A 22670-nucleotide genomic window follows, 5' to 3' on the forward strand; every position below is an offset into this window, starting at 1 on the left:
GATACAAAAGTTTCATTTCTTTAGGCGAAACAAAACTTATTTCTAAAGTATCACCGAAAATTGGGTTTAATAGTTTTCGTAATTTTTACTATACGAAGTCTACCGTTCTCCAGCAACATTTTCATTTCTCGCCGCAATAATTAAGTTATCTTCTTAAAAAAAAGCTTTATCAGTAAACTTTTATTCTTTTAGTAGTCATAAAAAAGAAGTAAATTAACACACCATTCATTTTAAAACTCTTAACTCATTAAATAGATAATACAATGAAGAAAGCTTCAATTGTTTATGTTATACCTATACTTTTGGCAACAGGTATTCTATTAGCTTCTAATTTGAAAGCACCTACAGCATACATTCCAGTTTCTTCAAATGATGCTGTAAAAAAAAGTTCTTCGGATGAAAATTACAACAAGATGATGGACGTTCTTGTAAGTCCACGTTGTATCAACTGCCATCCTAACGACAATATTCCAAAACAAGGAGACGATGGACATCCACACTATTTTGGAATGTCTAGAGGTGAAAACAATCTAGGATATCAAGCTACTAAATGTACTACCTGTCATCAATCAGAAAACAATGATTACTCGGGTGTTCCTGGAGCACCAGAATGGAGTCTGGCACCAGCTAGTATGATGTGGGAAGGTTTAAGTAGGAAAGAAATTGCAGAATCTATGCTTGATCCGGAACGTAATGGAGGCAGAAATCACGAAGAATTAATGCATCACTTAACAGAACATGAACTCGTACTTTGGGCATGGGAACCAGGTGTTAGAGCTGATGGCACACCAAGAAAGCTACCTCCAGTACCTTTAGATGAATATATCTCTGCAGTAAAACAATGGTTTGAGGATGGTGCTGTAATCCCTACCGAATAATTACTAATAACTAAAATTAATACTTATGAAAATAGCATTTACTATTAACGGAAGTTCACAAACCGTTGACATAGAAGATGGTAACACTCCTTTATTATGGGTAATAAGAGATATCCTAGATTTAAAAGGTACTAAATTTGGTTGTGGTAAAGCAGCTTGTGGAGCGTGTACGATTATGGTTGAAGGGGAAGAAGTGCGTTCGTGTTCATATGCTGTTAAATTTGCAGAAGGAAAAAAAATCACCACTATAGAAGGTCTGGGTACACCAGAAAATCCACATCCTGTTCAACAAGCTTGGATTGAAGAAGTAGTACCACAATGCGGTTATTGCCAACCAGGATTTATGATGGCTACAGCAGCATTATTAGAAAAAGTACCAAATCCAACGGATGATGATATTGATCAAAATATTATAAATGTTTGCCGTTGCGCTACTTATTACAGAATGCGAAAAGCAATCCATCGTGCTGCCGAAATAAAAAACAATTCCAATAGCTAAAATTACGATTATGAGTAACAAAGAAAAAAAATCTAAAGGAATCTCTCGTCGAAAATTTTTAGTCAGAGGAGGTTTAGGAACTCTTGGTGTATTAGCTGTTGGTACCTATGTATTTAGAAATCCATTACGCCGTTCTATGTTAGAAATGGCAGAAACAATGGCTCCAACTTATATGGGAAGTGGAACAGAACCCAATCTTTGGTTTGAACTAACTAAAGAAAACAAAGTCATTTTTCATTCTCCCAAAGTCGAAATGGGACAAGGTTCTTTTACCAGTTTTGCTCAAATGATAGCCGATGAAATGGATCTAAATATTGACCAGATCACGGTTATTGGTGCTGCTACAAAAACAGGTGTTGTAGACGCTATGAGTACTGGAGGTAGCTTATCTGTTGGTGGATTATGGCAACCTCTCCGTGAGTTATCCGCTACTATGAGAGAAATGCTAAAAATAGAAGCTGCCAAGAAATTGGATATAGACGTTTCCTCTTTGTCTACTAAAGAAGGTATTATTTCTGGAGGCGGAAAAACAATGACCTATGCAGAAGTTGCTAACGATATTACTGAATGGGATATTCCTGACACACCAGAATTAAAACCAATGAAAGATTATAAATTCATTGGAAGACCAGTAAAACGTATTGATTTGAATGCTAAAGTTTTTGGTGATCCTATTTTTGGTTTGGATGCTGAAATGCCAGACATGCTCCATGCAGCTATTATTAGACCTAGTGTTGTAGGGGCAAAATTTAAAAGTGCTGATACTACCAAAGCCGAAAAAATGCCTGGTGTTGTCAAGGTTGTTCTCATGGATGATTGGGTAGGAGTTATTGCAAAATCTTATGCCCAAGCATTAGCTGCTAAATACAAAATCAACGTAGATTGGACGATAGAAAAACGCTATACAGAAGAAGATTTGCGTAACATGCTACAAGTAGGTAAAGGAAATCAAAGCATTACCCAAAAAGCCGGAACAGCACTAAATTCAAACGACAACGATGTTATCTCTATGGAATTCACCAGTCCTATCGGTGCTCATGCTCAAATAGAACCCAATGGAGCAGTTGCAGATTATAATAATGGAGATATTACAATTATACTTTCTACGCAAGTGCCTGGTGCTACTCAAAAAGTGGTCGCCGAAGCTTTTGATGTGGATACCGAAAAAGTAAATATTATTCCTACCTATTTAGGTGGAGGATTTGGTAGAAGATTAAACACCAATCATGCAGTACAAGCTGTTCAGTTATCTAAGGAAGTTGGGAAACCAGTAAAATATATTTTTACACGAAAAGAAGAGTTTCAACATGATCTATTTCGCCCACCTACACATCATATAATGAAGGGAAAACTAAATAACGATGGTTATTTAGAAGCTTTAGAACATCACTATGCAAGTGGTGATGTAGCGGTCAATGCCTTAATCATGCCCCGAATTCTAACATCTGTTCTTGGTACTGATTTAGGAGCTATGAGAGGAGGACAAATTATGTATGATAAAGTACCAAATCATCGAGCAGTACAATGGCATACCACCTTGCCTTTCGCTACTAGTTGGTGGAGAAGTTTAGGTCTATTAGCAAATACTTTTGCGATTGAAAGTTTTGTAGATGAAATGGCTATTCGTGCAGAGAAAAACCCAGTTGATTTCCGCTTAGCAAGTATCTCCAATGAAGGTAACAAGAAACGATTATACGATGTTGTAAAATTAGCAGCAGAAAAAGGTAAGTATAATGACAAACCCGTTAATGGTCGGGCTATGGGCTTTGCTGCATCTACTGATGCTAATTCACCAGCCGCACATGTGGTTGAAGTCTCTATAGAAGACAACAGCATAAAAGTTCATAAAGTAACTTGCGCTTTTGATTGTGGCGTAGTTGTAAACCCAGATCAAGTGAAAGCCCAGTGTGAAGGTTCTATCATTATGGGAATGAGTGGTGCTATGTTTGAAAAAATGACCTTAGAAGATGGAGAACTGACTCCTACAATTTATGGTCCTTATGATATGGCTCTAATGAAACATGCTCCTAAGCAAATTGATATACATTTTATTCAGGGTGCTGACATTCCTTTACCCGTAGGTGAGCCTCCAATGGGACCGATTGGCGCCGCAGTAGCCAATGCGGTTCGTAGATTAACAGGAAAACGATTAACTGATTTACCGCTAAAATTATCTTAGATAAAATTATACATCATTTTTGTAAATCGTTGTTATACAAAACCATTTCAATACCTTAAATCCTTTTAAAAAAGTCTAAAAACAAAGAAACCTCTTGAAAAAAATCAAGAGGTTTTCTTAAGCATTTAAAATTGGTTAACATCGAAATTTTATATGACGACTGTAGTGTTTATATCTTTACAAAATTTATAATCGATAAGGATCTAAAGTTTCGATACTCCCGTCTTCTCTATAAGTTATTTCAGCAACTTTCACAGAACGTAGATGTGTTACTCCGTTTGATAAACTCGAATCATGGTAAAACAAATACCATTTACCTTCAACTTCGCAAATAGAATGATGTGATGTCCACCCAACTACTGGATTAAGAATGCGTCCACCATACGTAAAAGGTCCATAAGGATTATCTCCAACAGCATAACAAATAAAGTGCGTATCTCCTGTAGAATATGAAAAGTAGTACTTTTCATTATATTTATGCAACCAAGCAGCTTCAAAAAAACGTCTATCATTATCTCCAGCCAAAAGCAAATTTCCATTTTCATCTAGAATTTCAATTGGCTTTGGTTTTTCAGAAAATTCTAATAAATCATCTGTTAATTTTGCTACAAATGGTAAGAGTGCTGGTTCATTATCTTCTGGGAGAAATGCTGTTGGACTTTCAGGCTGATCTGGATTAAATTTTCCAGTACGCCAACGTTGTAATTGTCCTCCCCAAATTCCACCAAAATACATATAGTAATTACCATCATCGTCTTTAAAAACAGCGGGGTCAATTGAAAAACTTTCCTTAATTGGTTTTGGCTGCGCAATAAATGGGCCTACAGGAGATTTACTTGTAGCTACTCCGATTCTAAAAATATCATCATGATCTTTAGCTGGAAAATATAAATAATACATCCCATCTTTTTCATTAGCATCTGGAGCCCACATTTGGCATTTTGCCCAAGGAACATCATCCACATGCAATGCCACTCCATGATCCTCTGCTGTGCTATCTATCGTATCCATTGAAAGCACATGATAATCTTCCATTGCAAAATGACTCCCTAGATCATCAAATGCTTCTCCAGCATCTATATCATGGGAAGGGTAAATATAAATTTTATTGTTAAACACATGTGCAGAGGGATCTGCAGTATACATATGCGAAACTAGAGGTTGTGAAATTGCTTTTCTATTTAGATCCTTAAAATCTATATGATCTATGCTTTCTTCTGGCATTATTAAAAAAATTAGGATTCGTTTCTACGTTGTTTAAGTTCTGATTCTATTTGGAGTTCCATTTTTTTACTGATTTCATAAAAAAATAATAACCCAATACCAATTAAAAAAGGAATCGCAGGATAAATACTAACTAGCATTTTAGTCCCGTGAATTGCTGTTGGGCTTTGCGTTATCAGTTCAGGGTTATAGTCATAAGCACCAAGAATTGATGCAACTAATGCACTACCTATGCTCAACCCACCTTTTAATCCAACCATCATAGCAGAAAAAATGATAGCTGTGGCCCGTCTACTCGTTTTCCATTCTGAAAAATCTGCTACATCTGCAATCATGGTCCATAAAATAGGAGTACTAATCCCATAAAAGAATCCATGTAGTATTTGAGTTCCGAATATTAAACCAACGGATTCAGGAGAAAAAAAGTAAAATACAAGTATAAAAAGTGTTGATATAAATAAGGATATTCCAAAAACATTACGCTTACCATATTTATCGGCGAGTCTTTTAGAGAGCATAATACCTACTAAACCAAATAATATACCTCCACCATTAAAAACTCCGAGTCCAAAAGAAGTTTCATTCTCAAAGGTTGGTAAAAAACTTTTGAAAGGTGTTAAAAATGCATCTAGCTTTTCTGCATTTACATAATTTTCAAAATAATACACATAGGATCCTCCTTTCATAGCTAAAGTTATAAAAACCAAAACTGTAAGAGCAAGCATAATAATCCATGGACGATTTTTTACTAGGTCAGATATATCTTCTTTTAATGTTGATTTTTGTTCTGGAGTAGGAACAATTCTCTCTTTGGTAGTAAAAAAAGTAATAAGCAACATAATGGTTCCTATAATTGCCAAATAAGTCATTACGGTTTCCATTCCTTCAGCTTTATTTCCATTACCGGCTTTTAGAATTAGATCGTACATAAATACTTGCACAAAAAACTGGGCTCCCATTACAGCAACGAAACGATATGCAGACATACTATTTCGTTCTTTCATATCTCCTGTAATTACGCCACTCAAAGCTGCATATGGTAAATTATTAGCGGCATAAAGCAACAACAACAAACTATAGGTAATTACGGCATAAATAACTTTTCCTTTATACTCAAAGTCCGGTGTACTAAATGCCAGAAGTGCAGAAACACCTAAAGGGATCGCTGTAAATAAAATCCATGGTCTGAATTTTCCCATTTTACTCTGAGTTCTATCTGCAATAGCTCCAATGATAGGGTTAAAAACAAATGCTGCAACCAACCCGACTGTAAGTGTTACAATCGCAGTATCTTCTGGTGTTAATCCATAGATATCTGTATAGAAATAAGCAAGATACGTTACCAGTGTTTGGAATACCAAATTAGCCGCCAAGTCACCAAGAGAATAGCCAATTTTTTCTTTGATAGATAGTTTATGAGTTTTTAGATTCATGTTATATTAATCTTTAAAAGATTATTGCTTTAATGCAATTACACGTTCGTAAGAAGATTTTGGTTGAAACTCACGATCAAACAATAAAGGATAATTAGTACGTCCTTTAATAGGCCAGTTGTTAAGCCAAGACTGTCCATCATTGACTCCCCAAAAAGTCACGCGACTTATTTTTTCTTTGTGCCTCAAAAAGAGTTTGAATATATCTTCATATCGGCTATTTATTTTCTCTTTGGCTCTTGATGTTAATCCATTTGGATAGGGATTAAACTTAGGATCTCCTTCATAACGTTCATAGCTTTGTTCTACAGCTGCTCCATTTAGTTCCCAAGGATTTGGTAGTGCAGTAACATCTAATTCGGTGAACATAACCTCAACACCTAGTGCTGCATATGCAATAATACTGTCTTCTATATCTTTAATAGATGGACCTTCTATACTCCAATGAGCCTGCATACCTACAGCATCTATTTTTATACCTTTCTTTTGTAAGTTTTGGACAATACGTATTACACCTTTTCTTTTTTCCGGTTTCCATAAATTATAATCGTTATAAATCAGTTTAGCATCTGGATCTGCTTTGGCCGCTAGCCGAAATGCTAGCTCAATATAATTTTCACCTCCCATCACATTGTAAAAAATAGATTCTCTAGGAGTTCCATCTTCATTCAATGCTTCATTTACAACATCCCAAGAATGAATCTTTCCTTTATATCTACTTACTATAGTATTAATATGCTTTTCAATATAATCAGCCATATCTGTGCTATCTTTTACTTCATGCACCCAAGGAGCCAATTGACTATGCCAAACCAAAGTATGACCAACAATATGCATACCTGCTTTTTGACCTAAATCTACGTAAGCATCGGCAACATCAAAGAAATAAGCATCTGGTTCTGGATGAATTTGCTCCCATTTCATATCATTTTCTGGTGTAATAGCACTAAACTCTCTTTGTATTACTTTTAAGGCTCTTGTATTTATTTCTTTAATCTGACTTGTATTTAATGCAGCTCCTATCAAAAAGTCTTCTTTGAAAGTATCTTTTAGAGATACTTCCTGATTTTTTTCGACACTTATAGTTTCTGATTTTGCTATTCCCGTTTGTCTCTTTTCATTGCATGAGCAAAACCAAACCATGGTAGCTGACAATAGGAATATTTTAGTTTTCCTAGACATATATCTCTCAAATATTTTGTTATTCATGCTTTTTATCATTATTCCTCTAAAAACTGTTAGATTTAACATTGGCAAAATAATGTCATAGGATAAATAAGCAAAGTATCTCGGCTTATCAAGCCTGAAAATCTACTTAAAAGTTTTAGTAAAATTTGATAGAGGTTACCTATTTATGGAAATAAAAGACTAATTTTTTAAAAGAAAAACTCCTAAATGTGATAATTAATGAATATGAAAAGCTTTTCATATTCTCTTTTCGAAGGAAAACGTTGTAAAAGTATTACATAAAAAGAAACGTCTAAAAACAAAGAAACCTCTTGAAATTATCAAGAGGTTTTCTTAAGTACTCGGGACGGGACTTGAACCCGTACGAACTAATGTTCATTGGATTTTAAGTCCAACGTGTCTACCAATTCCACCACCCGAGCGTGATATATGTTTTCTCAGAGCGAAAGACGGGATTTGAACCCGCGACCCTCACCTTGGCAAGGTGATGCTCTACCCCTGAGCTACTTTCGCAGTTTTTATAAGAACTTCGCAATTCCTTATTGCGGATGCAAATTTAAAACATTTCTTATAATACCAAAGCCTTTTTTAAAAAAAGAATAAAATTTTATTTTAACTAACAATACTTCAACACAATAAGATCAAATCTTTCTTCCGATAATCAGTTCCCGTTTTTCAATTGGATTTATTCCACTAGCTGTTTTGAAAAAGTTGTCCCCTCATTTTCCAAAACAAAGTCTCACTAAACCTGAGAAGCTTTCTTCCTGGTTAACATACGTTTAATCTCATTCAATTTCATCAAAGCTTCTACTGGAGTAAGGGTATCTATATCAATATTTACGATTTCCTCTTTAATTTCTTCTAATAATGGATCATCTAAATTGAAAAAACTCAATTGCAATTCATCTTCTTCCTGAATCCCTTTTATTTTATCAGTAAGTTCTTCGCTGCTGTGAGATTTTTCGAGTTTTTTAAGCATTTTATTTGCCCTGTGTAATACCTGCTGTGGCATTCCTGCCATTTTTGCTACATGGATTCCAAAACTATGTTCACTCCCACCTGGAACCAGTTTTCTAAGAAAAAGAACATTATCTTTTAACTCCTTCACCGCAACATTATAATTTTTAATTCGATGGAACGTATCACACATTTCATTCAACTCGTGATAATGTGTTGCAAACAATGTTTTAGGTTTTGCAGGATGCTCATGAAGAAATTCGCTAATGGCCCAAGCAATAGAAATACCATCGTACGTACTAGTCCCACGTCCAATTTCGTCTAACAACACCAAACTTCTATCTGATATATTATTCAGAATATTTGCTGTCTCATTCATTTCTACCATAAACGTAGACTCTCCCATAGAAATATTATCACTAGCTCCCACTCTAGTAAATATCTTATCCACCACTCCAATTTTAGCTTCATCTGCTGGAACAAAACTTCCCATTTGAGCTAACAAAACAATCAATGCAGTCTGTCTTAAAATAGCAGATTTACCACTCATATTAGGGCCTGTAATCATAATCATTTGCTGATCTTCTCTATTTAAAGAAACATCATTAGCGATATACTGTTCTCCTGGTGGTAATTGCTTTTCTATTACAGGATGACGACCATTTTTAATCTCAAGAACATGCGAATCATCAATTATTGGACGAGTGTAAGAATTTTCATTTGCTAATTGTGCATAAGAACACAAACAATCTAATTGCCCTATCAAACTGGCATTTAATTGTACCGGTTTTATGTATTCATTCATCCATACGATTAAGTCACCAAACAACTGTTGCTCTAACAATAGAATTTTTTCTTCAGCACCTAGAATTTTAGCTTCATATTCCTTTAATTCTTCAGTGATATATCGTTCTGCACTAACCAATGTCTGTTTTCGAATCCAATTCTCTGGAACCTTATCTTTATGTGTGTTTCGTACTTCTATATAATACCCAAAAACGTTATTAGATGCAATTTTAAGAGAGGTAATACCTGTAGCCTCGGTTTCTCTTTCTAACATTTTATCTAAATAATCCTTTCCGGAAAAAGCAATGGATCTAAGTTCATCTAATTCATCTAAATAACCATCTGCTATGGTATTCCCTTTTAATATATTTACAGGAGCCTCTTCATTCAGAGTTTCTTTGATCTTGTTTCTTAGCAATTCGCAATCATGCAGCGTATCACCAATAACTTTTAAAGCATCGTTCTTACTATTAGTCGCCTGCGCTTTTATTGGAACAATAGCCTCCAATGAATTTTTTAATTGGATTATTTCTCTTGGATTTACTTTACCCGTAGCAACTTTAGAAATTAAGCGTTCTATATCTCCAATTTGCTTAATCTGATGCTGAATTTTCTGAAGTAAATCTCCATTATCCAAAAAATACTGAACAACTTCATGACGTTTATGAATGTTTGCAATATTCTTAAGTGGCAATGCTAACCATCTTTTTAAGGTTCGTCCACCCATTGGAGAAATAGTCTTATCAATCACATCGATAAGGGTAACCGCATTAACGGCATTAGGGCTGTATAATTCTAAATTACGAATTGTAAAGCGATCCATCCAGATATATTCATCCTCTGCAATTCTCTGAATAGAAGTTATATGTTGTAGTTTATGATGTTGTGTTTCGCCTAGATAATGAAGAATCACACCTGCTGCAATAACTCCTTCTTGTAAATGATCTACACCAAACCCTTTAAGAGATGTCGTTCCAAAATGTGTTTGTAAGGTTTCATTGGCATAATCTGTCTTAAACACCCAATCTTCAAGAAAAAAAGTATGGAAATCGCTTCCAAAATCACCTTGAAAAGATTGTTTTTTGGGTTTCGGAATTAAAACTTCACTTGGGTTAAAATTACGTAGTAATTTATCCATTTGTGCAATATCACCTTGCGCCGTTAAAAATTCTCCAGTGGAGACATCTAAAAAAGCAATTCCCAATTCTTTCTTTCCGTAGTGCAAAGCACACAAAAAGTTATTGGTTTTACTTTGCAACACCTCATCATTTAGAGCCACACCTGGTGTAACAAGTTCTGTAACTCCTCTTTTTACTATAGTTTTGGTTTGTTTTGGATCCTCTAATTGATCACAAATCGCTACCCTTTCTCCTGCTTTTACAAGTTTAGGCAAATATGTATTCAAAGAATGATGAGGAAATCCTGCCAGTGCTGTTTCATGTTCACTGCCATTTCCTCTTTTTGTCAATACAATATTCAATATTGCCGCTGTTTTTATAGCATCGCCTCCAAATGTTTCATAAAAATCACCTACTCTAAATAGTAATAACGCATCAGGATATTTCGCCTTAATTGCATTATACTGCTTCATTAAAGGAGTTACTTTTTTTTCTTTCTTTGCTTTTTTTGCTGCCAAAGGGATATGATTTTGTGTAACGGCTAAAGTAGGTAATCTCCATTTTTTTTTGAAAAGAAGCCTACAGGAGTTATTCATTTTTATTCACAATCATATTTCCCTAAAAGGTACATCTAAGGAAATTCTTAATTAATCCTATTTTTGCTGCAATGGAAAAAAATCGAAAACTAAAAAATAGCGAATTAGACCGTAAAACGGTCACAGAGTTTAAAGAAGCAAAGAAAACACCTCTTATTATTATTTTAGATAATATCAGAAGTCTTAATAACATTGGATCTGTTTTCAGAACTGCGGATGCTTTTCTAATTGAAAAAATATATCTGTGTGGGATCACAGCCACTCCTCCACATAAAGATATTCAAAAAACTGCTTTGGGTGCTACTGATACCGTAGATTGGGAATACAAGGAAAACACCTTGGAACTTGTCCAAGAACTACAACAGCAACAGATACAAATATTATCTATCGAGCAAGCAGAAAATGCAGTAATGCTTAATGAATTTAATCCCGAACCAAATAAAACATATGCAATCATATTTGGTAATGAAGTAAAAGGAGTACAACAAGATATTGTAAGCCTAAGCGATACTGTTATCGAAATACCTCAGCATGGCACTAAGCATTCTTTAAATATATCTGTTAGTACCGGAATAGTTATATGGGATTTGTTTAATAAGGTAGTCTGAGATTCTATCTTTCAATCTTTGTCAACAGCTTACGCAACCATTTTTCATAGTATTCATCTATTAATTGAAAATAAAAAAGGGGACTATGAAAAAGAAAATTATCACTACAATAAAATTATATGTAGTATTCTCATTAGTATCAGTAATCGGTTATAGTTGCTGCCCTGAACAAAAATATCAAATTCAAAATATTAGAAGTATAGAATTATTTGAGCTTAATACAACATCTACTCCAGATTCTGAAGTTGTATTAACAGGAGAGTTTACCTTAATCGCAAGGTTCGACATAAACAATATCGCGTCGAGTAATATTAATGTTAACCTCATTCCTTCTGCTTATGCTTTTCATACATATTGTGATAATACCTCCTATATAAATGAATTAAATTTAGAAAGTCTTAAAATAAGTCTCGACAAAGATTTCATATATGATGGTAACATAATCCACGCCAATTCTAATTTAATCGAAATAACTGAAATAGCGAATAACATTGATCTTTATTTAACGACTCTTTATGTAGATTTTTTAAACGAGTTTTTAGAAAAATCTCAATTCGAAAATCAGGAATATAACTTCACCTTTTCTATTGAAACCACTGATGGATTACAATTTGAGAAAGAAATATCGGCTACTTTAAACTTATAAATAACCTGTCATTAAAAAGATATTCCCGATTTTGTTTTGTAAGTTTAATGCTAACTAACGCTATATAACCATTGCAAAATGAAAAATATCACGATCACACTTGTTCTATTTCTAGCTATACTAAGTTGCAATGAAAAGGCAACTAAATCAGAATCCAAGAATGAGGAACCTATGACTGCAGACCAAATAATTACCAAAGCAAAGGAGATTCACAAAAATGTAATTACATTGGACACCCACTGTGATATTAATATTAAAAATTTTACTGACTCTATTAATTACACACAGGATCTTAATTCTCAAATAACTTTACCCAAAATGGAAAAGGGAGGTTTAGATGTAGCTTGGTTTATCGTATATACGGGTCAAGATTCACTAAGTGCTAGTGGGTTTAAAAAAGCCCATGAAATTGCTATGTCGAAATTTGACGCTATACATCGTTTAGTAGATACGATTGCTCCGGATCAGATAGCATTAGCCAAAAATTCTTCAGAAGTTCGTAACATTCATAAATCCGGTAAAAAAGTTGCTATGATCGGTATCGAAAACGGGTATCCTATCGGAAATGATATCAGTAATGTAAAAAAATTCTATGATCTTGGTGCTCGGTATATGTCATTATCTCATAATGGTCATAGCCAACTTTGTGATTCTAATACAGGAGAAGCAGATGATATTTGGTTACATAATGGACTTAGCGACTTAGGAAAAGAAGTAATCAAAGAAATGAATAAATGGGGAATGATGATCGATGTGTCTCACCCATCAAAAGAGTCGATGCGCCAAATGATTGAACTTTCTAAAGCCCCAATTATCGCTTCTCACTCTTCAGCAAGAGCTTTGTGTGATCATAGCAGAAATCTAGACGATGAACAATTGCAGTGGCTAAAAGATAATGGTGGTGTGGTACAAACAGTAGCTTTTACTTCTTATTTAAACACAGAAAAGTTTGAAAAGAGAGTTGTAAAGGAAGTTGAGATAGGAAAACAAATAGCAGATTCTATGGGTGTTACCTGGTTAGAGCGAGAAGAAGTGATGAAGCTAAGTACTGAAGAAAAAGAAACGTATTATGATTTTTTAGGTAAAATGGCCGCTATCCGCCGAGCAAAAGTTAAAAAAATGAAAGACTTACCACCTGCTGTGAATGTTGAGGATTTTGTAAACCATATTGATTATATGGTAGAAAAAATAGGAATTGATCATGTGGGTATCAGTTCAGATTTTGATGGTGGCGGTGGAATTGAAGGTTGGAGTGATGCCTCAGAAACCTTTAATGTAACCTTAGAATTAGTGAAAAGAGGGTATACCGAAGAGCAAATAGAAAAATTATGGAGTGGTAATCTTTTGCGCGTATTGGATGAAGTTCAAAAGATTGCCGTAGAGCTTCAAAAAAGTTAATGCTGCAAAATAGATTCCAAAACCCAAATATAATCTGATCGGTTTTTGATAAAATCTTTTTCAGAAATATCTATGATCCTAACATTTAAATCTGGCTGAGCTTTAATAAATCGCAAATATCCCTTATTGATCTTATTTAAGTACTCTGCTGGAATTTTTTGTTCATAATCCCTTCCTCTTTTTTTAATGTTTTCTAAAAGACGTTCAGTATTTTGATACAAATAAACATACAGTCCCGGTTTTGGCAAATCTCTGTACATGATATCAAAAACCTTTTTGTACAGTTTATACTCATCTTCCTGTAATGTAACCTGAGCAAAAATCAAAGACTTAAACACATCATAGTCACTCACAACAAAATCCTTAAACAAATCTAATTGACCAATATCATCCTGAAGACGTTGATATCTATCAGCTAAAAAAGACATTTCCAAAGGAAAAGCATAACGCTCCATATCCTCATAGAATTTTGGCAAAAATGGATTATCAGCAAAACGTTCTAAAACTAATTTTGCATTAAACTCTTCGGAAATTAAATGAGCTAGACTTGTTTTTCCAGCGCCAATATTCCCTTCAATAGTGAGATACTGAACATTAGACAGTAAATACTTTTCTTTTGGATTTACAATTTGGCCTTCTACTAATACGACAGCAGATTCATCGGGAGTGTTCTCCAACAACTCACCTACTGTTAGGTTCATAACAGGATGGATTTCTTCTTTTGCAATCTCTTCGAGCGGTTTTAAAACAAACTTACGATCTTGCATAGAAGGATGTGGAACTCGTAATCTTCGCGTATCACTTGTTCCTTCTGAAGAAAAAATAATATCCAAATCAATAATCCTTGCCTCATACCCTTCCGAATCACTTCTATTTCTACCCAATGAAGTCTCTATTTCGAGAAGCTTCTCTAAAACCTGCGTAGTACTATAAAAGGTTTTTAGGAGAATACAAGCATTATAAAAGTCATCACTGCTAAAACCCCATGCTGGTGTTTGATATACACTGGATATTTTAATTACATCTCCTAATTCATGATAAATAGCATTCACTGCTTTCTGAAGGTGATCTAACTTATTACCTATATTACTTCCTAAAGAAATATGTATGCGATGCTGTGTTTTCAAGCTGGGTTTTTTATAATCTAATCGGAACTCCGTATTTTTAAGAGCAAATTAAGGAAAACAAAACCACTTCACCTTATTTTTGTGCGAAGTATTATGAACTATTTTTTATTTTGAATTCAACTTCTTTAAATCCAAAAGACAAAGCAACAGCCTACCGAATTTACCTTATTCTTGGAGCGTTATTTATATCCTCATTAGTTGTTTGTAATCTCATCTTTCAGAAATTTTTTCAATGGGATTTTTTCGGAATCTACACCTTCACTATAAGTGTTGGTCTTATACCATATCCATTAACCTTTCTTATCACGGATATTGTGAGTGAGATCTATGGGAAGAAAAAAGCCAATCTCATGGTTACAGCTGGAATTTTTGCATCCGTTTTTTCTCTTTTGATAATTTATGGCGCTGCCTCTGTAGATGCTTACATTGATCCTGGAACCGACCCAAATATTCAGGTAGATAACGATACTTTTAATTTAGTTTTTGGCAAAAGTTTGATCTCTGTATTTGCATCTATGACCGCATATCTATTTGCTCAATACATAGACATAAGGATTTTTCATTTCTGGAAGCGAATGACCAAAGGAAAACATCTTTGGATAAGAAATAATTTTTCCACTTTTCTTTCTCAACTTATAGATAGTGTTACGATTATCTCTTTGCTGTGCCTTAATGAAATATTTTCTTGGGATAATTTTATCCCTTTTGTTATGAGTGGCTTCTTATTTAAGGTCATCGTAGCTACTATAGACACTCCGTTTTTATACCTAACCGTATTTGGTCTTCGAAAAAGATTTCAGTTGAAACCAGGTGAGGAATTAAATTTGGAATATTAAAATCTAACAAATAGTTAACTCAAGAGCCGCAACATAATACACGGTTAAATCGTTACTTTACATAAAAAGCAAGAATAATGGTAAAAAAGGTCCTTAAAATATTCGGCATTATTATACTGGTCCTAGTAATAGCACTCATATCAATTCCTTTATTATTCGGAGGTACCATCAAAGATAAGATCCGCTATTTAGCCAATGAACATGTTAATGCCAAAGTTGATTTTGCAGATGTTGACATTAGCTTAATCAGAAGTTTCCCTAAAGCTTCTGTCATTATTGAAGAACTTTCTATCATCAACTTCGCCCCTTTTGAAGGAGATACGCTTGCGTATGCTAAAAAAATATCTTTGGATATGTCGATCAAAGAATTATTCAAAGGAGCATCGGATCCAATAAGTGTACAAAAATTTATTATAAACGAGGCTAATATTGCCGTTAAAACAGATTCTTTAGAAAATTCGAACTTCGATATTGTAAAATCTTCAGGAAAAGAAGAATCCGTGCAAGAAGAAGAAAGTAGTTCATTTACATTTGAACTAGATCATTATGAGATTAACAATAGTAAGCTTTTGTATCAAAATGATGTAAGTAAAATTGCCTTACGCATGACGAATGTTAATCATAGCGGTGATGGATCTCTGTCAGGAGATAAGATTATCTTAGACACTAAATCAAGTTCCAAAGTATCTTTTAGCTTAGATGACACGAATTATTTAAACAAAAACGCCTTACAATTAGAAGCAGCACTGGAACTGGATCTGGAAAACCAGCGATATGCATTTAAAGAGAATAAGGCTTTGGTAAATCAGCTACCTCTTGAGTTCAAAGGGTTTGTGCAACTTTTTGAAAAGTATACAGATGTTGATATTAGTTTCAGCACTCCTACATCAGATTTTAAAAACTTTCTTGCTGTTATTCCTGAAGCATATGCAAAGAACTTAGATGGCGTACAAACGACAGGAGAGTTTTCAATCAATGGAATGATCAAAGGAAAATCCGATGATACTTACATCCCTAAAATGGATATTAAAATTGCTTCCAACAATGCATCTTTCAAATATCCAGATCTTCCAAAAAGTGTTCAAAATATCACTATTGATACTCAAATAAAAAATGACACTGGTTTAGCCGACGACATGTATGTTAATATAAACAATCTTACTTTCAGAATTGACCAAGATACTTTTGCTGCTAATGGTAGTCTAAAAAAAATAACTTCCAATATGATTGTGGATATGGCTGTAAAAGGAACGCTAAACCTTGCTAACCTAGACAAGGCGTATCCAATGGAGCTAGAACAACAACTAAACGGAATATTGAAGGCAAATGTAAATACCAATTTTGATATGGAGTCTTTAGAAAAGGAGCAATATCAAAATGTTAAAAGTTCTGGAACTATAAGTTTAGACAAATTCACCTATGCTTCAGCTGAATTATCTAGTGAAATAAAAATAGAAAACGCCAATGTCAACTTTCAACCAGGAAAAATTACCTTAGAAAAAATGAATGTTACTACTGGCAAATCTGACCTAGCTGCAGCAGGTACGATACAAAATTTAATGGGGTTTTTATTTTCAAAGCAAGACCTGAAGGGAAATTTCGATGTTAGTTCGGAGATATTCGCAGTAAATGATTTTATGGTTGCGGAATCAGAAACAACAGAACAAGAGACCACTGAAAATTCCACTAATGACGCCCTGAAAATACCATCCTTTATAGATGCAACTTTAAATTTTGACGCGAAGAAGGTACTATATGACAATCTTGAATTAAAAAACACCAAAGGAAGTGTAAAAATAAATGACGAGACAGCCTATTTACAGAATGTAACATCCAATCTCTTTGATGGAGGTCTTGCATTTAATGGACAAGTATCTACTAAAACAGATACTCCGAATTTTGGAATGAACCTGGATTTAAGTAAAATCAATATCGCTAAATCTTTTGCAAGCTTAGAACTATTGCAAGGATTAGCTCCTATTGCCAAAGCTCTCACCGGAGCATTAACCACCCAAATAAAACTTAATGGAAATCTTAATGACGATCTTACACCAGTATTGAATTCGTTAAAAGGAAATGCGTTAGCAGAAATTCTAAATGCGAAAGTAAATACTTCGCAAACACCGTTATTATCTAATTTAGATAACCAATTAAACTTTTTAGACCTCAACAAACTAAATCTAAAGGATATCAAGACATCTTTAAACTTTGACGACGGTAAAATAAACGTAAAACCTTTCGATTTTGATATCGAAGGCATTAAAATTACAGCTGGAGGAAGTCATAGTTTTGACATGAATATGGATTACAATGTATCTTTAGATGTACCTGCAAAATACCTTGGTAATGAAGTTGGTGGACTGATCTCACAATTAAGCGCTCAAGAAACCAATGAAATGAAGGTAGCACTTCCGGTTGGAATATCAGGAAACTTTTCTAATCCAAAAATCAGTCTTAATACAGGTCAAGCAGTAAAACAACTTACCCAACAGATTATAGACAAACAAAAAGACAAAGCTAAAGACAAAATTATAGGAGAAGGCTCTAAAGTACTTACAGATTTGCTCGGTGGTTCTAAGAAAAAAGATTCTACCACCTCTACTACATCAGATAAACCTGAAGACAAATTAAAAGATGCTGCAAAAGATATTTTAGGAGGTTTTTTAGGCAAAAAAAAGAAAAAAGACACAACAGGCACTAAAAACTAGATCTATAATAATTAATAGTTGTTAAGGTTTTTTATTATTTTCTTAATCAAGACATTACTGTATTTCGTTTTGTTTAAAAATTAATTGCAGATGGTAGCTTATACAATAATTAATTTTTTTTACGTTTATTTCTTAGTACTTTAGTACTGGGATATACAAAAAAAAGGTAAAGGTTATAGTTGGGATAACTCATTTATAAACCTTTTAAAAAAACGTCTTATTAGAACTTCACAAATAACACCCGTCACTGTTACAGTTTATTTTTTTAGTCAATTCATTGTAAACTAAACAATAATTTTTTAACACTTAGATTAACTATTTAGTAAAGTTACATTTTGACTAACTTATGCTTATAGTTATAATTTTACATTAAAAATAATCCCCACGTATAAATTATGAAACTAGCAATTTTCCCCATTGTATTTCTTTTATTTATTTCATCATTATCATATTCTCAAAACGCGATGAATGATAGTTCGATGAGCTGGATGAAAGGATGGACAAATTTTGACCCTAATCACGAAGCATATCCTGAAGCCGATCGTGATGTTCCTAATATTATTGATGAAGACACTTATCTGTCTAATGAATTCACGTATCTTCTTTCTGGAAATGTTTATGTAATCAATGGCGCCACATTAACCATAGAGGAAGGAACCATTTTACGATGTGACACAGAAACTCCAACAAGTTTGGTAATCACTAGTGGATCCAGGTTAATCGCTAGAGGTTTAAAAGGACAGCCAATCGTTTTCACTTCCGACAAATCGCCTAAAGCTAGAAAAAGTGGTGATTGGGGCGGAATTGTAATCGCTGGTTCAGCTACTATAAACTCTCCAGCGCCATCAGGAGTAATAGAAGGAAACTTTTTACCGCAATACTCATTATATGGCGGTAATGATGATGATGAAATGACTGCGATCATGACCTATATTAGAATTGAATACGCAGGAAAAAAAATCAACCAATCTAAAGAACTAAATGGTCTTTCGTTATACGCTGTAGGAAAAAAATCAATTTTAAATAACATTATGATCAGTCATTCTGCTGACGATTCATTTGAATTCTTTGGAGGAACACTAGATATAAATAATTTAGTTTCTTATAAAGCTAAAGATGACGATTATGATTTTACTTTGGGATACAGAGGTGAATTGTATAACATTGTTGCCATAAGACATCCATATATTTCGGATATAAGCGGTTCTTACGCAATTGAAATTGACGGATATGACAAAAAATCTGGGCTAACTGCTAAACAGTTATCCACAGTACGAATAAAAGAAGCAACACTCATTAACCTATCAGACAATAGTAATTACCAGCATACATCGGCCGCTATTTCTTCTAAAAATTTAGCGCAACTAAATTTTTCAGACTCGAGAATATCGGGTTTTGCTAATGTTGTAAAATTTGATAATTCTTATACATCTTATAGCAACCTGCAACAATCTTTCTCTTTAGAAAATAGCATCTTTAATGTTCATGATCAGAATGTTGTTTCACGTCTAGCAGGAACAACAGATGTTCAAAAACTATTAAAATATAATATGTTCACGACTCAGTTTAAAAGTGCAGCGGACCTTTTCGAAAATCCTTTGGACAAAAAAAATCCTAAATTTACTTTAAAACAATCCCGTGATAGTTATACAGTTATGCAGTAAATTTTTAAATTTACCATAATTAAACTAATACTCTTATAATGAAATCGATTACCATCCTATTTTTCACCTTATTTATAACTGCCGTAAGTTTTGCTCAAACCAAAAGCAATATTTTATTTGACCAAAGAACACTCATAAAAAAGTTTCATACTATTGATCAGTTAGAAGGACTGAAAAAGGGAGAACTCGTAAAGCTTTATATAGAAAGAGTTAACGAAGTTATAACTGTATTGCCTTATATCGCATTATCCAACGAAGCAAACGTAAGTTTATCTGATATTGGAATCAAAGAAAACTCTGATAATCTTAAGCTTTTAAAAAAGCATCATGAAACTACAACGGAAGCTTTTGAAAGTACCAGTAATCTTATTACAGAATTTATTCCGTACGCCGATACTGAAAAAATAATATGGTCTATACTTTATTACGAAGAAATGATTAAAAAAATTCGAATTGGAGTCAATGGGAATTTTTAAAAAAACAAGGATTATTTATAAAAGCAGCCTAAAAAGGCTGCTTTTTTTGATTTATACTATACATTTTCTAACAAACACTAACCTTACTTCTAAAAGCTAAAACTTAAAATATTTCATACCAGTTCTAAATTATCACAATCATATTACCTCCCTTTAAACAAGGTATCCCAAAACCATAACCTTCTGAAAAACAACAACAAAAATTGATTTTCTTACGTTAGAAAATATCCTAAAAAGTGTTAATAAATCATTTTTCTTGTAATCTTTCTCTTATAAATCCGAACTAAACGATATCACAAATTTATAAAGCACGATTTATAAAAAACAAATCATCACTAACGGTTTAATGAAAGTAGAACTTAAAAGATAGCGTTATGAAAACAAGAGATTTACTAAGTTTATTTTTATTTATTGCAATTTCGGTTTCCGGATTTACTCAAAATAATTTCAATACAAATAATGTAAAATGGATGAAAGATTGGACTAATTTTTCTCCTAATAAAACTAATTATGCTGATTACGAAGAACAACTACCTAATATTATAGATAGAGACACTTATCTAAGAAGTGATATTATTTATTTTATTTCCGGAAATGTTTATGTAACCAATGATGCTACTTTAACAATTCAAGAAGGAACTTTAATTAAAGCAGATACAGATCAAACTACTAACCTCATTATTACTAGAGGATCTAAACTAATAGCAGATGGCACAAAATCAGCTCCTATAGTATTTACTTCTAACAAATCGAGCAACTCCAGAAAAAGTGGAGATTGGGGCGGAATTACAATCATCGGCTCTGGAAAAGCAAATACAATTGAAGGAGAAGGAATCATAAAAGGGAAATTCAATCCTTTATACACCATTTTTGGAGGAAATAATATTGATGAAGAAACAACCGTTTTACGTTACATAAGAATAGAATATGCTGGCAAATCCACCAATGGGTTATCATTATATGCCTTAGGCAACTCATCTGTAGTTGAAAATATAATGGTTAGTTATTCTGCAGATGACTCTTTCGAATGGCATGGTGGATCTTCAACTTCCAAAAACCTAATCTCTTACAAAGCGAATGATGACGATTTTGACTTTACCCAAGGATATCGAGGAGAACTTATTAATATAGTCGCTGTTAAACATCCGTACATAACTAGTAATAATGGCTCTTATGCAATAGAGGTAGATGGGTACAATAAAAAAATAGGTTTTGATAATACTAAAATATTGTCTAGCATAGACATAACAGGAGCAACTCTAATTAGTCTTGTAGATGAAAGCAATTACACACACACCAGAGCAGCAATATCTATAAACAATCTTGGCGAATTATACATAAACAATTCAAGCATCTCAGGTTTTTCAGACGTTGTACAATTAGATAAAACATTTTCTACGCTTGGCATGATAGAAACTGCTTTCAAATTAGATAACAGTTTTTTTAATGTACACAAAGAGGGCGTAATCACACATAACGATATTAAAAATAGCACTTTTAACCTATTGAAATACAACAGATTTACCAAATCATTTAAGCAGCCAGAAGAGATTTTTAGTGCTCCCTTAGACAAAACAAACCCTGATTTTTCACTAAAAAACTCATTAAACAATTATATGGTAGTTCAATAACACTAAAGACATTTAAAACTAACAAAAATGAAAAAAGCAATCCTAACAATAACAGTATTTCTAGTATTAATAAGCTCTCTAAACGCCCAAGTAAAAAGAAAAGGAGTTTTATTCGATAACAGTAAGCTAATTACTAGATTCCATACAATCGATGAGTTACAAGACCTAAATAAAGGAGAATTAATAGAATTATATTTAGAACGTACCAGAGAAATATTTGTAGTACTACCCTACTTATCATTATCTAACAGACCAGGAACAAGTTTAAGCGACATAGGAATAAAAGAAGATTCTGATAATTTAAAAGTCGTAGAGAAAAATAACGAAATAGCTGATAGAGCATTTGAATATACTACTAACACCATCAAAGAATTAGTTCCTTATTCAGATACAGACAAAATCATTTGGTCAATTTTATACTTTGAAGAAATGATCAAAAAAATGCGATTAGGAAAAGACGGAAATATTTAACCGTAAGAAACATCGACAAAAACCACAAAATAATCGACAAATAATATTTGTGTAAGATTTTTTATTGTCCTACAAACCATAAATCATTTCAAAATTCCCCAAAAAAATCAATTTTTATACAAATTTCATAAACACTGTTAAATTAATGATAATCAATTGTTTATTTGAAAAAATAAAAATTAATACAAAAAATAATTTTTCAAAAAACTTATTTCTTCAAATTTTTATCCCAAAAAAACAAACAAAT

Annotated in this window: 17 protein-coding genes and 2 tRNA genes; 12 read left to right on the forward strand and 7 right to left on the reverse strand. The window is 33.3% G+C overall.

Annotation, left to right across the window (positions count from 1 at the left end; translation table 11 throughout):
- Positions 1 to 263: 263 nt before the first annotated feature.
- The 3 genes from Q1A73_RS06885 to Q1A73_RS06895 are packed head-to-tail and all read left to right on the forward strand — an operon-like array spanning position 264 to position 3556.
- Positions 264 to 878, forward strand: a complete 615-nt coding sequence (locus tag Q1A73_RS06885) for a hypothetical protein (protein WP_299603347.1) — start codon at positions 264 to 266, stop codon at positions 876 to 878.
- A gap of 25 nt (positions 879 to 903) precedes the next feature.
- Entirely contained in the window at positions 904 to 1377 is a 474-nt protein-coding gene (locus Q1A73_RS06890) for a (2Fe-2S)-binding protein (protein ID WP_299603350.1), read from the forward strand.
- A 10-nt stretch (positions 1378 to 1387) separates the two neighbouring features.
- Complete coding sequence (locus tag Q1A73_RS06895; protein WP_299603353.1) at positions 1388 to 3556, forward strand: molybdopterin cofactor-binding domain-containing protein; 2169 nt, start codon at positions 1388 to 1390, stop codon at positions 3554 to 3556.
- Between the two features lie 186 nt (positions 3557 to 3742).
- Here Q1A73_RS06895 and Q1A73_RS06900 read toward each other — a convergent pair whose 3' ends face one another.
- From Q1A73_RS06900 to mutS, 6 genes are all read right to left on the reverse strand, one after another.
- Complete coding sequence (locus tag Q1A73_RS06900; protein WP_299603356.1) at positions 3743 to 4780, reverse strand: glycoside hydrolase family 43 protein; 1038 nt, start codon at positions 4778 to 4780, stop codon at positions 3743 to 3745.
- Between the two features lie 11 nt (positions 4781 to 4791).
- Complete coding sequence (locus Q1A73_RS06905) at positions 4792 to 6213, reverse strand: MFS transporter (protein WP_299603359.1); 1422 nt, start codon at positions 6211 to 6213, stop codon at positions 4792 to 4794.
- A 21-nt stretch (positions 6214 to 6234) separates the two neighbouring features.
- Entirely contained in the window at positions 6235 to 7422 is a 1188-nt protein-coding gene (locus Q1A73_RS06910; protein WP_299603361.1) for an endo-1,4-beta-xylanase, read from the reverse strand.
- A gap of 317 nt (positions 7423 to 7739) precedes the next feature.
- Positions 7740 to 7823, reverse strand: a tRNA-Leu gene (locus Q1A73_RS06915).
- A 19-nt stretch (positions 7824 to 7842) separates the two neighbouring features.
- A tRNA-Gly gene (locus Q1A73_RS06920) sits at positions 7843 to 7914 on the reverse strand.
- 229 nt (positions 7915 to 8143) lie between these two features.
- Complete coding sequence (mutS, locus tag Q1A73_RS06925; protein WP_299604659.1) at positions 8144 to 10735, reverse strand: DNA mismatch repair protein MutS; 2592 nt, start codon at positions 10733 to 10735, stop codon at positions 8144 to 8146.
- A 194-nt stretch (positions 10736 to 10929) separates the two neighbouring features.
- On the opposite strand from mutS, the gene Q1A73_RS06930 reads away from it, so the two are divergent.
- The 3 genes from Q1A73_RS06930 (at position 10930) to Q1A73_RS06940 (ending at position 13510) form a co-directional block, all read left to right on the forward strand.
- A complete protein-coding gene (locus Q1A73_RS06930; protein WP_299603364.1) occupies positions 10930 to 11466 on the forward strand; it encodes a TrmH family RNA methyltransferase in 537 nt (178 codons plus the stop codon).
- 85 nt (positions 11467 to 11551) lie between these two features.
- The gene (locus Q1A73_RS06935; protein ID WP_299603367.1) at positions 11552 to 12112 is read left to right on the forward strand and encodes a hypothetical protein; all 561 of its coding nucleotides are present in this window, start codon (positions 11552 to 11554) and stop codon (positions 12110 to 12112) included.
- Positions 12113 to 12190: 78 nt separating this feature from the next.
- Positions 12191 to 13510 (forward strand): dipeptidase, encoded by a 1320-nt coding sequence (locus tag Q1A73_RS06940; RefSeq protein WP_299603370.1) that lies wholly within the window; start codon positions 12191 to 12193, stop codon positions 13508 to 13510.
- Here the strand turns inward: Q1A73_RS06940 and folK are convergent.
- Positions 13507 to 14637: a 2-amino-4-hydroxy-6-hydroxymethyldihydropteridine diphosphokinase gene (folK, locus tag Q1A73_RS06945; protein ID WP_299603373.1), complete on the reverse strand. Its 1131-nt coding sequence runs from the start codon at positions 14635 to 14637 to the stop codon at positions 13507 to 13509. The genes Q1A73_RS06940 and folK overlap by 4 nt on opposite strands.
- A gap of 110 nt (positions 14638 to 14747) precedes the next feature.
- On the opposite strand from folK, the gene Q1A73_RS06950 reads away from it, so the two are divergent.
- The 6 genes from Q1A73_RS06950 (at position 14748) to Q1A73_RS06975 (ending at position 22423) form a co-directional block, all read left to right on the forward strand.
- Positions 14748 to 15473: a queuosine precursor transporter gene (locus tag Q1A73_RS06950; protein ID WP_299603376.1), complete on the forward strand. Its 726-nt coding sequence runs from the start codon at positions 14748 to 14750 to the stop codon at positions 15471 to 15473.
- Positions 15474 to 15550: 77 nt separating this feature from the next.
- On the forward strand, positions 15551 to 18181 hold the full coding sequence (locus Q1A73_RS06955) for an AsmA-like C-terminal region-containing protein (protein ID WP_299603379.1): 2631 nt from the start codon (positions 15551 to 15553) through the stop codon (positions 18179 to 18181).
- Positions 18182 to 18576: 395 nt separating this feature from the next.
- A complete protein-coding gene (locus Q1A73_RS06960; RefSeq protein WP_299603381.1) occupies positions 18577 to 19845 on the forward strand; it encodes a hypothetical protein in 1269 nt (422 codons plus the stop codon).
- Between the two features lie 38 nt (positions 19846 to 19883).
- Positions 19884 to 20321, forward strand: coding sequence for a hypothetical protein (locus Q1A73_RS06965; RefSeq protein WP_299603383.1), 438 nt, complete (start codon positions 19884 to 19886; stop codon positions 20319 to 20321).
- 374 nt (positions 20322 to 20695) lie between these two features.
- Positions 20696 to 21952 (forward strand): hypothetical protein, encoded by a 1257-nt coding sequence (locus Q1A73_RS06970; RefSeq protein WP_299603385.1) that lies wholly within the window; start codon positions 20696 to 20698, stop codon positions 21950 to 21952.
- 27 nt (positions 21953 to 21979) lie between these two features.
- Positions 21980 to 22423 (forward strand): hypothetical protein, encoded by a 444-nt coding sequence (locus Q1A73_RS06975; protein ID WP_299603387.1) that lies wholly within the window; start codon positions 21980 to 21982, stop codon positions 22421 to 22423.
- Positions 22424 to 22670 lie beyond the last annotated feature (247 nt).

This window comes from uncultured Aquimarina sp. (genome assembly GCF_947492115.1).
GTDB lineage: Bacteria > Bacteroidota > Bacteroidia > Flavobacteriales > Flavobacteriaceae > Aquimarina.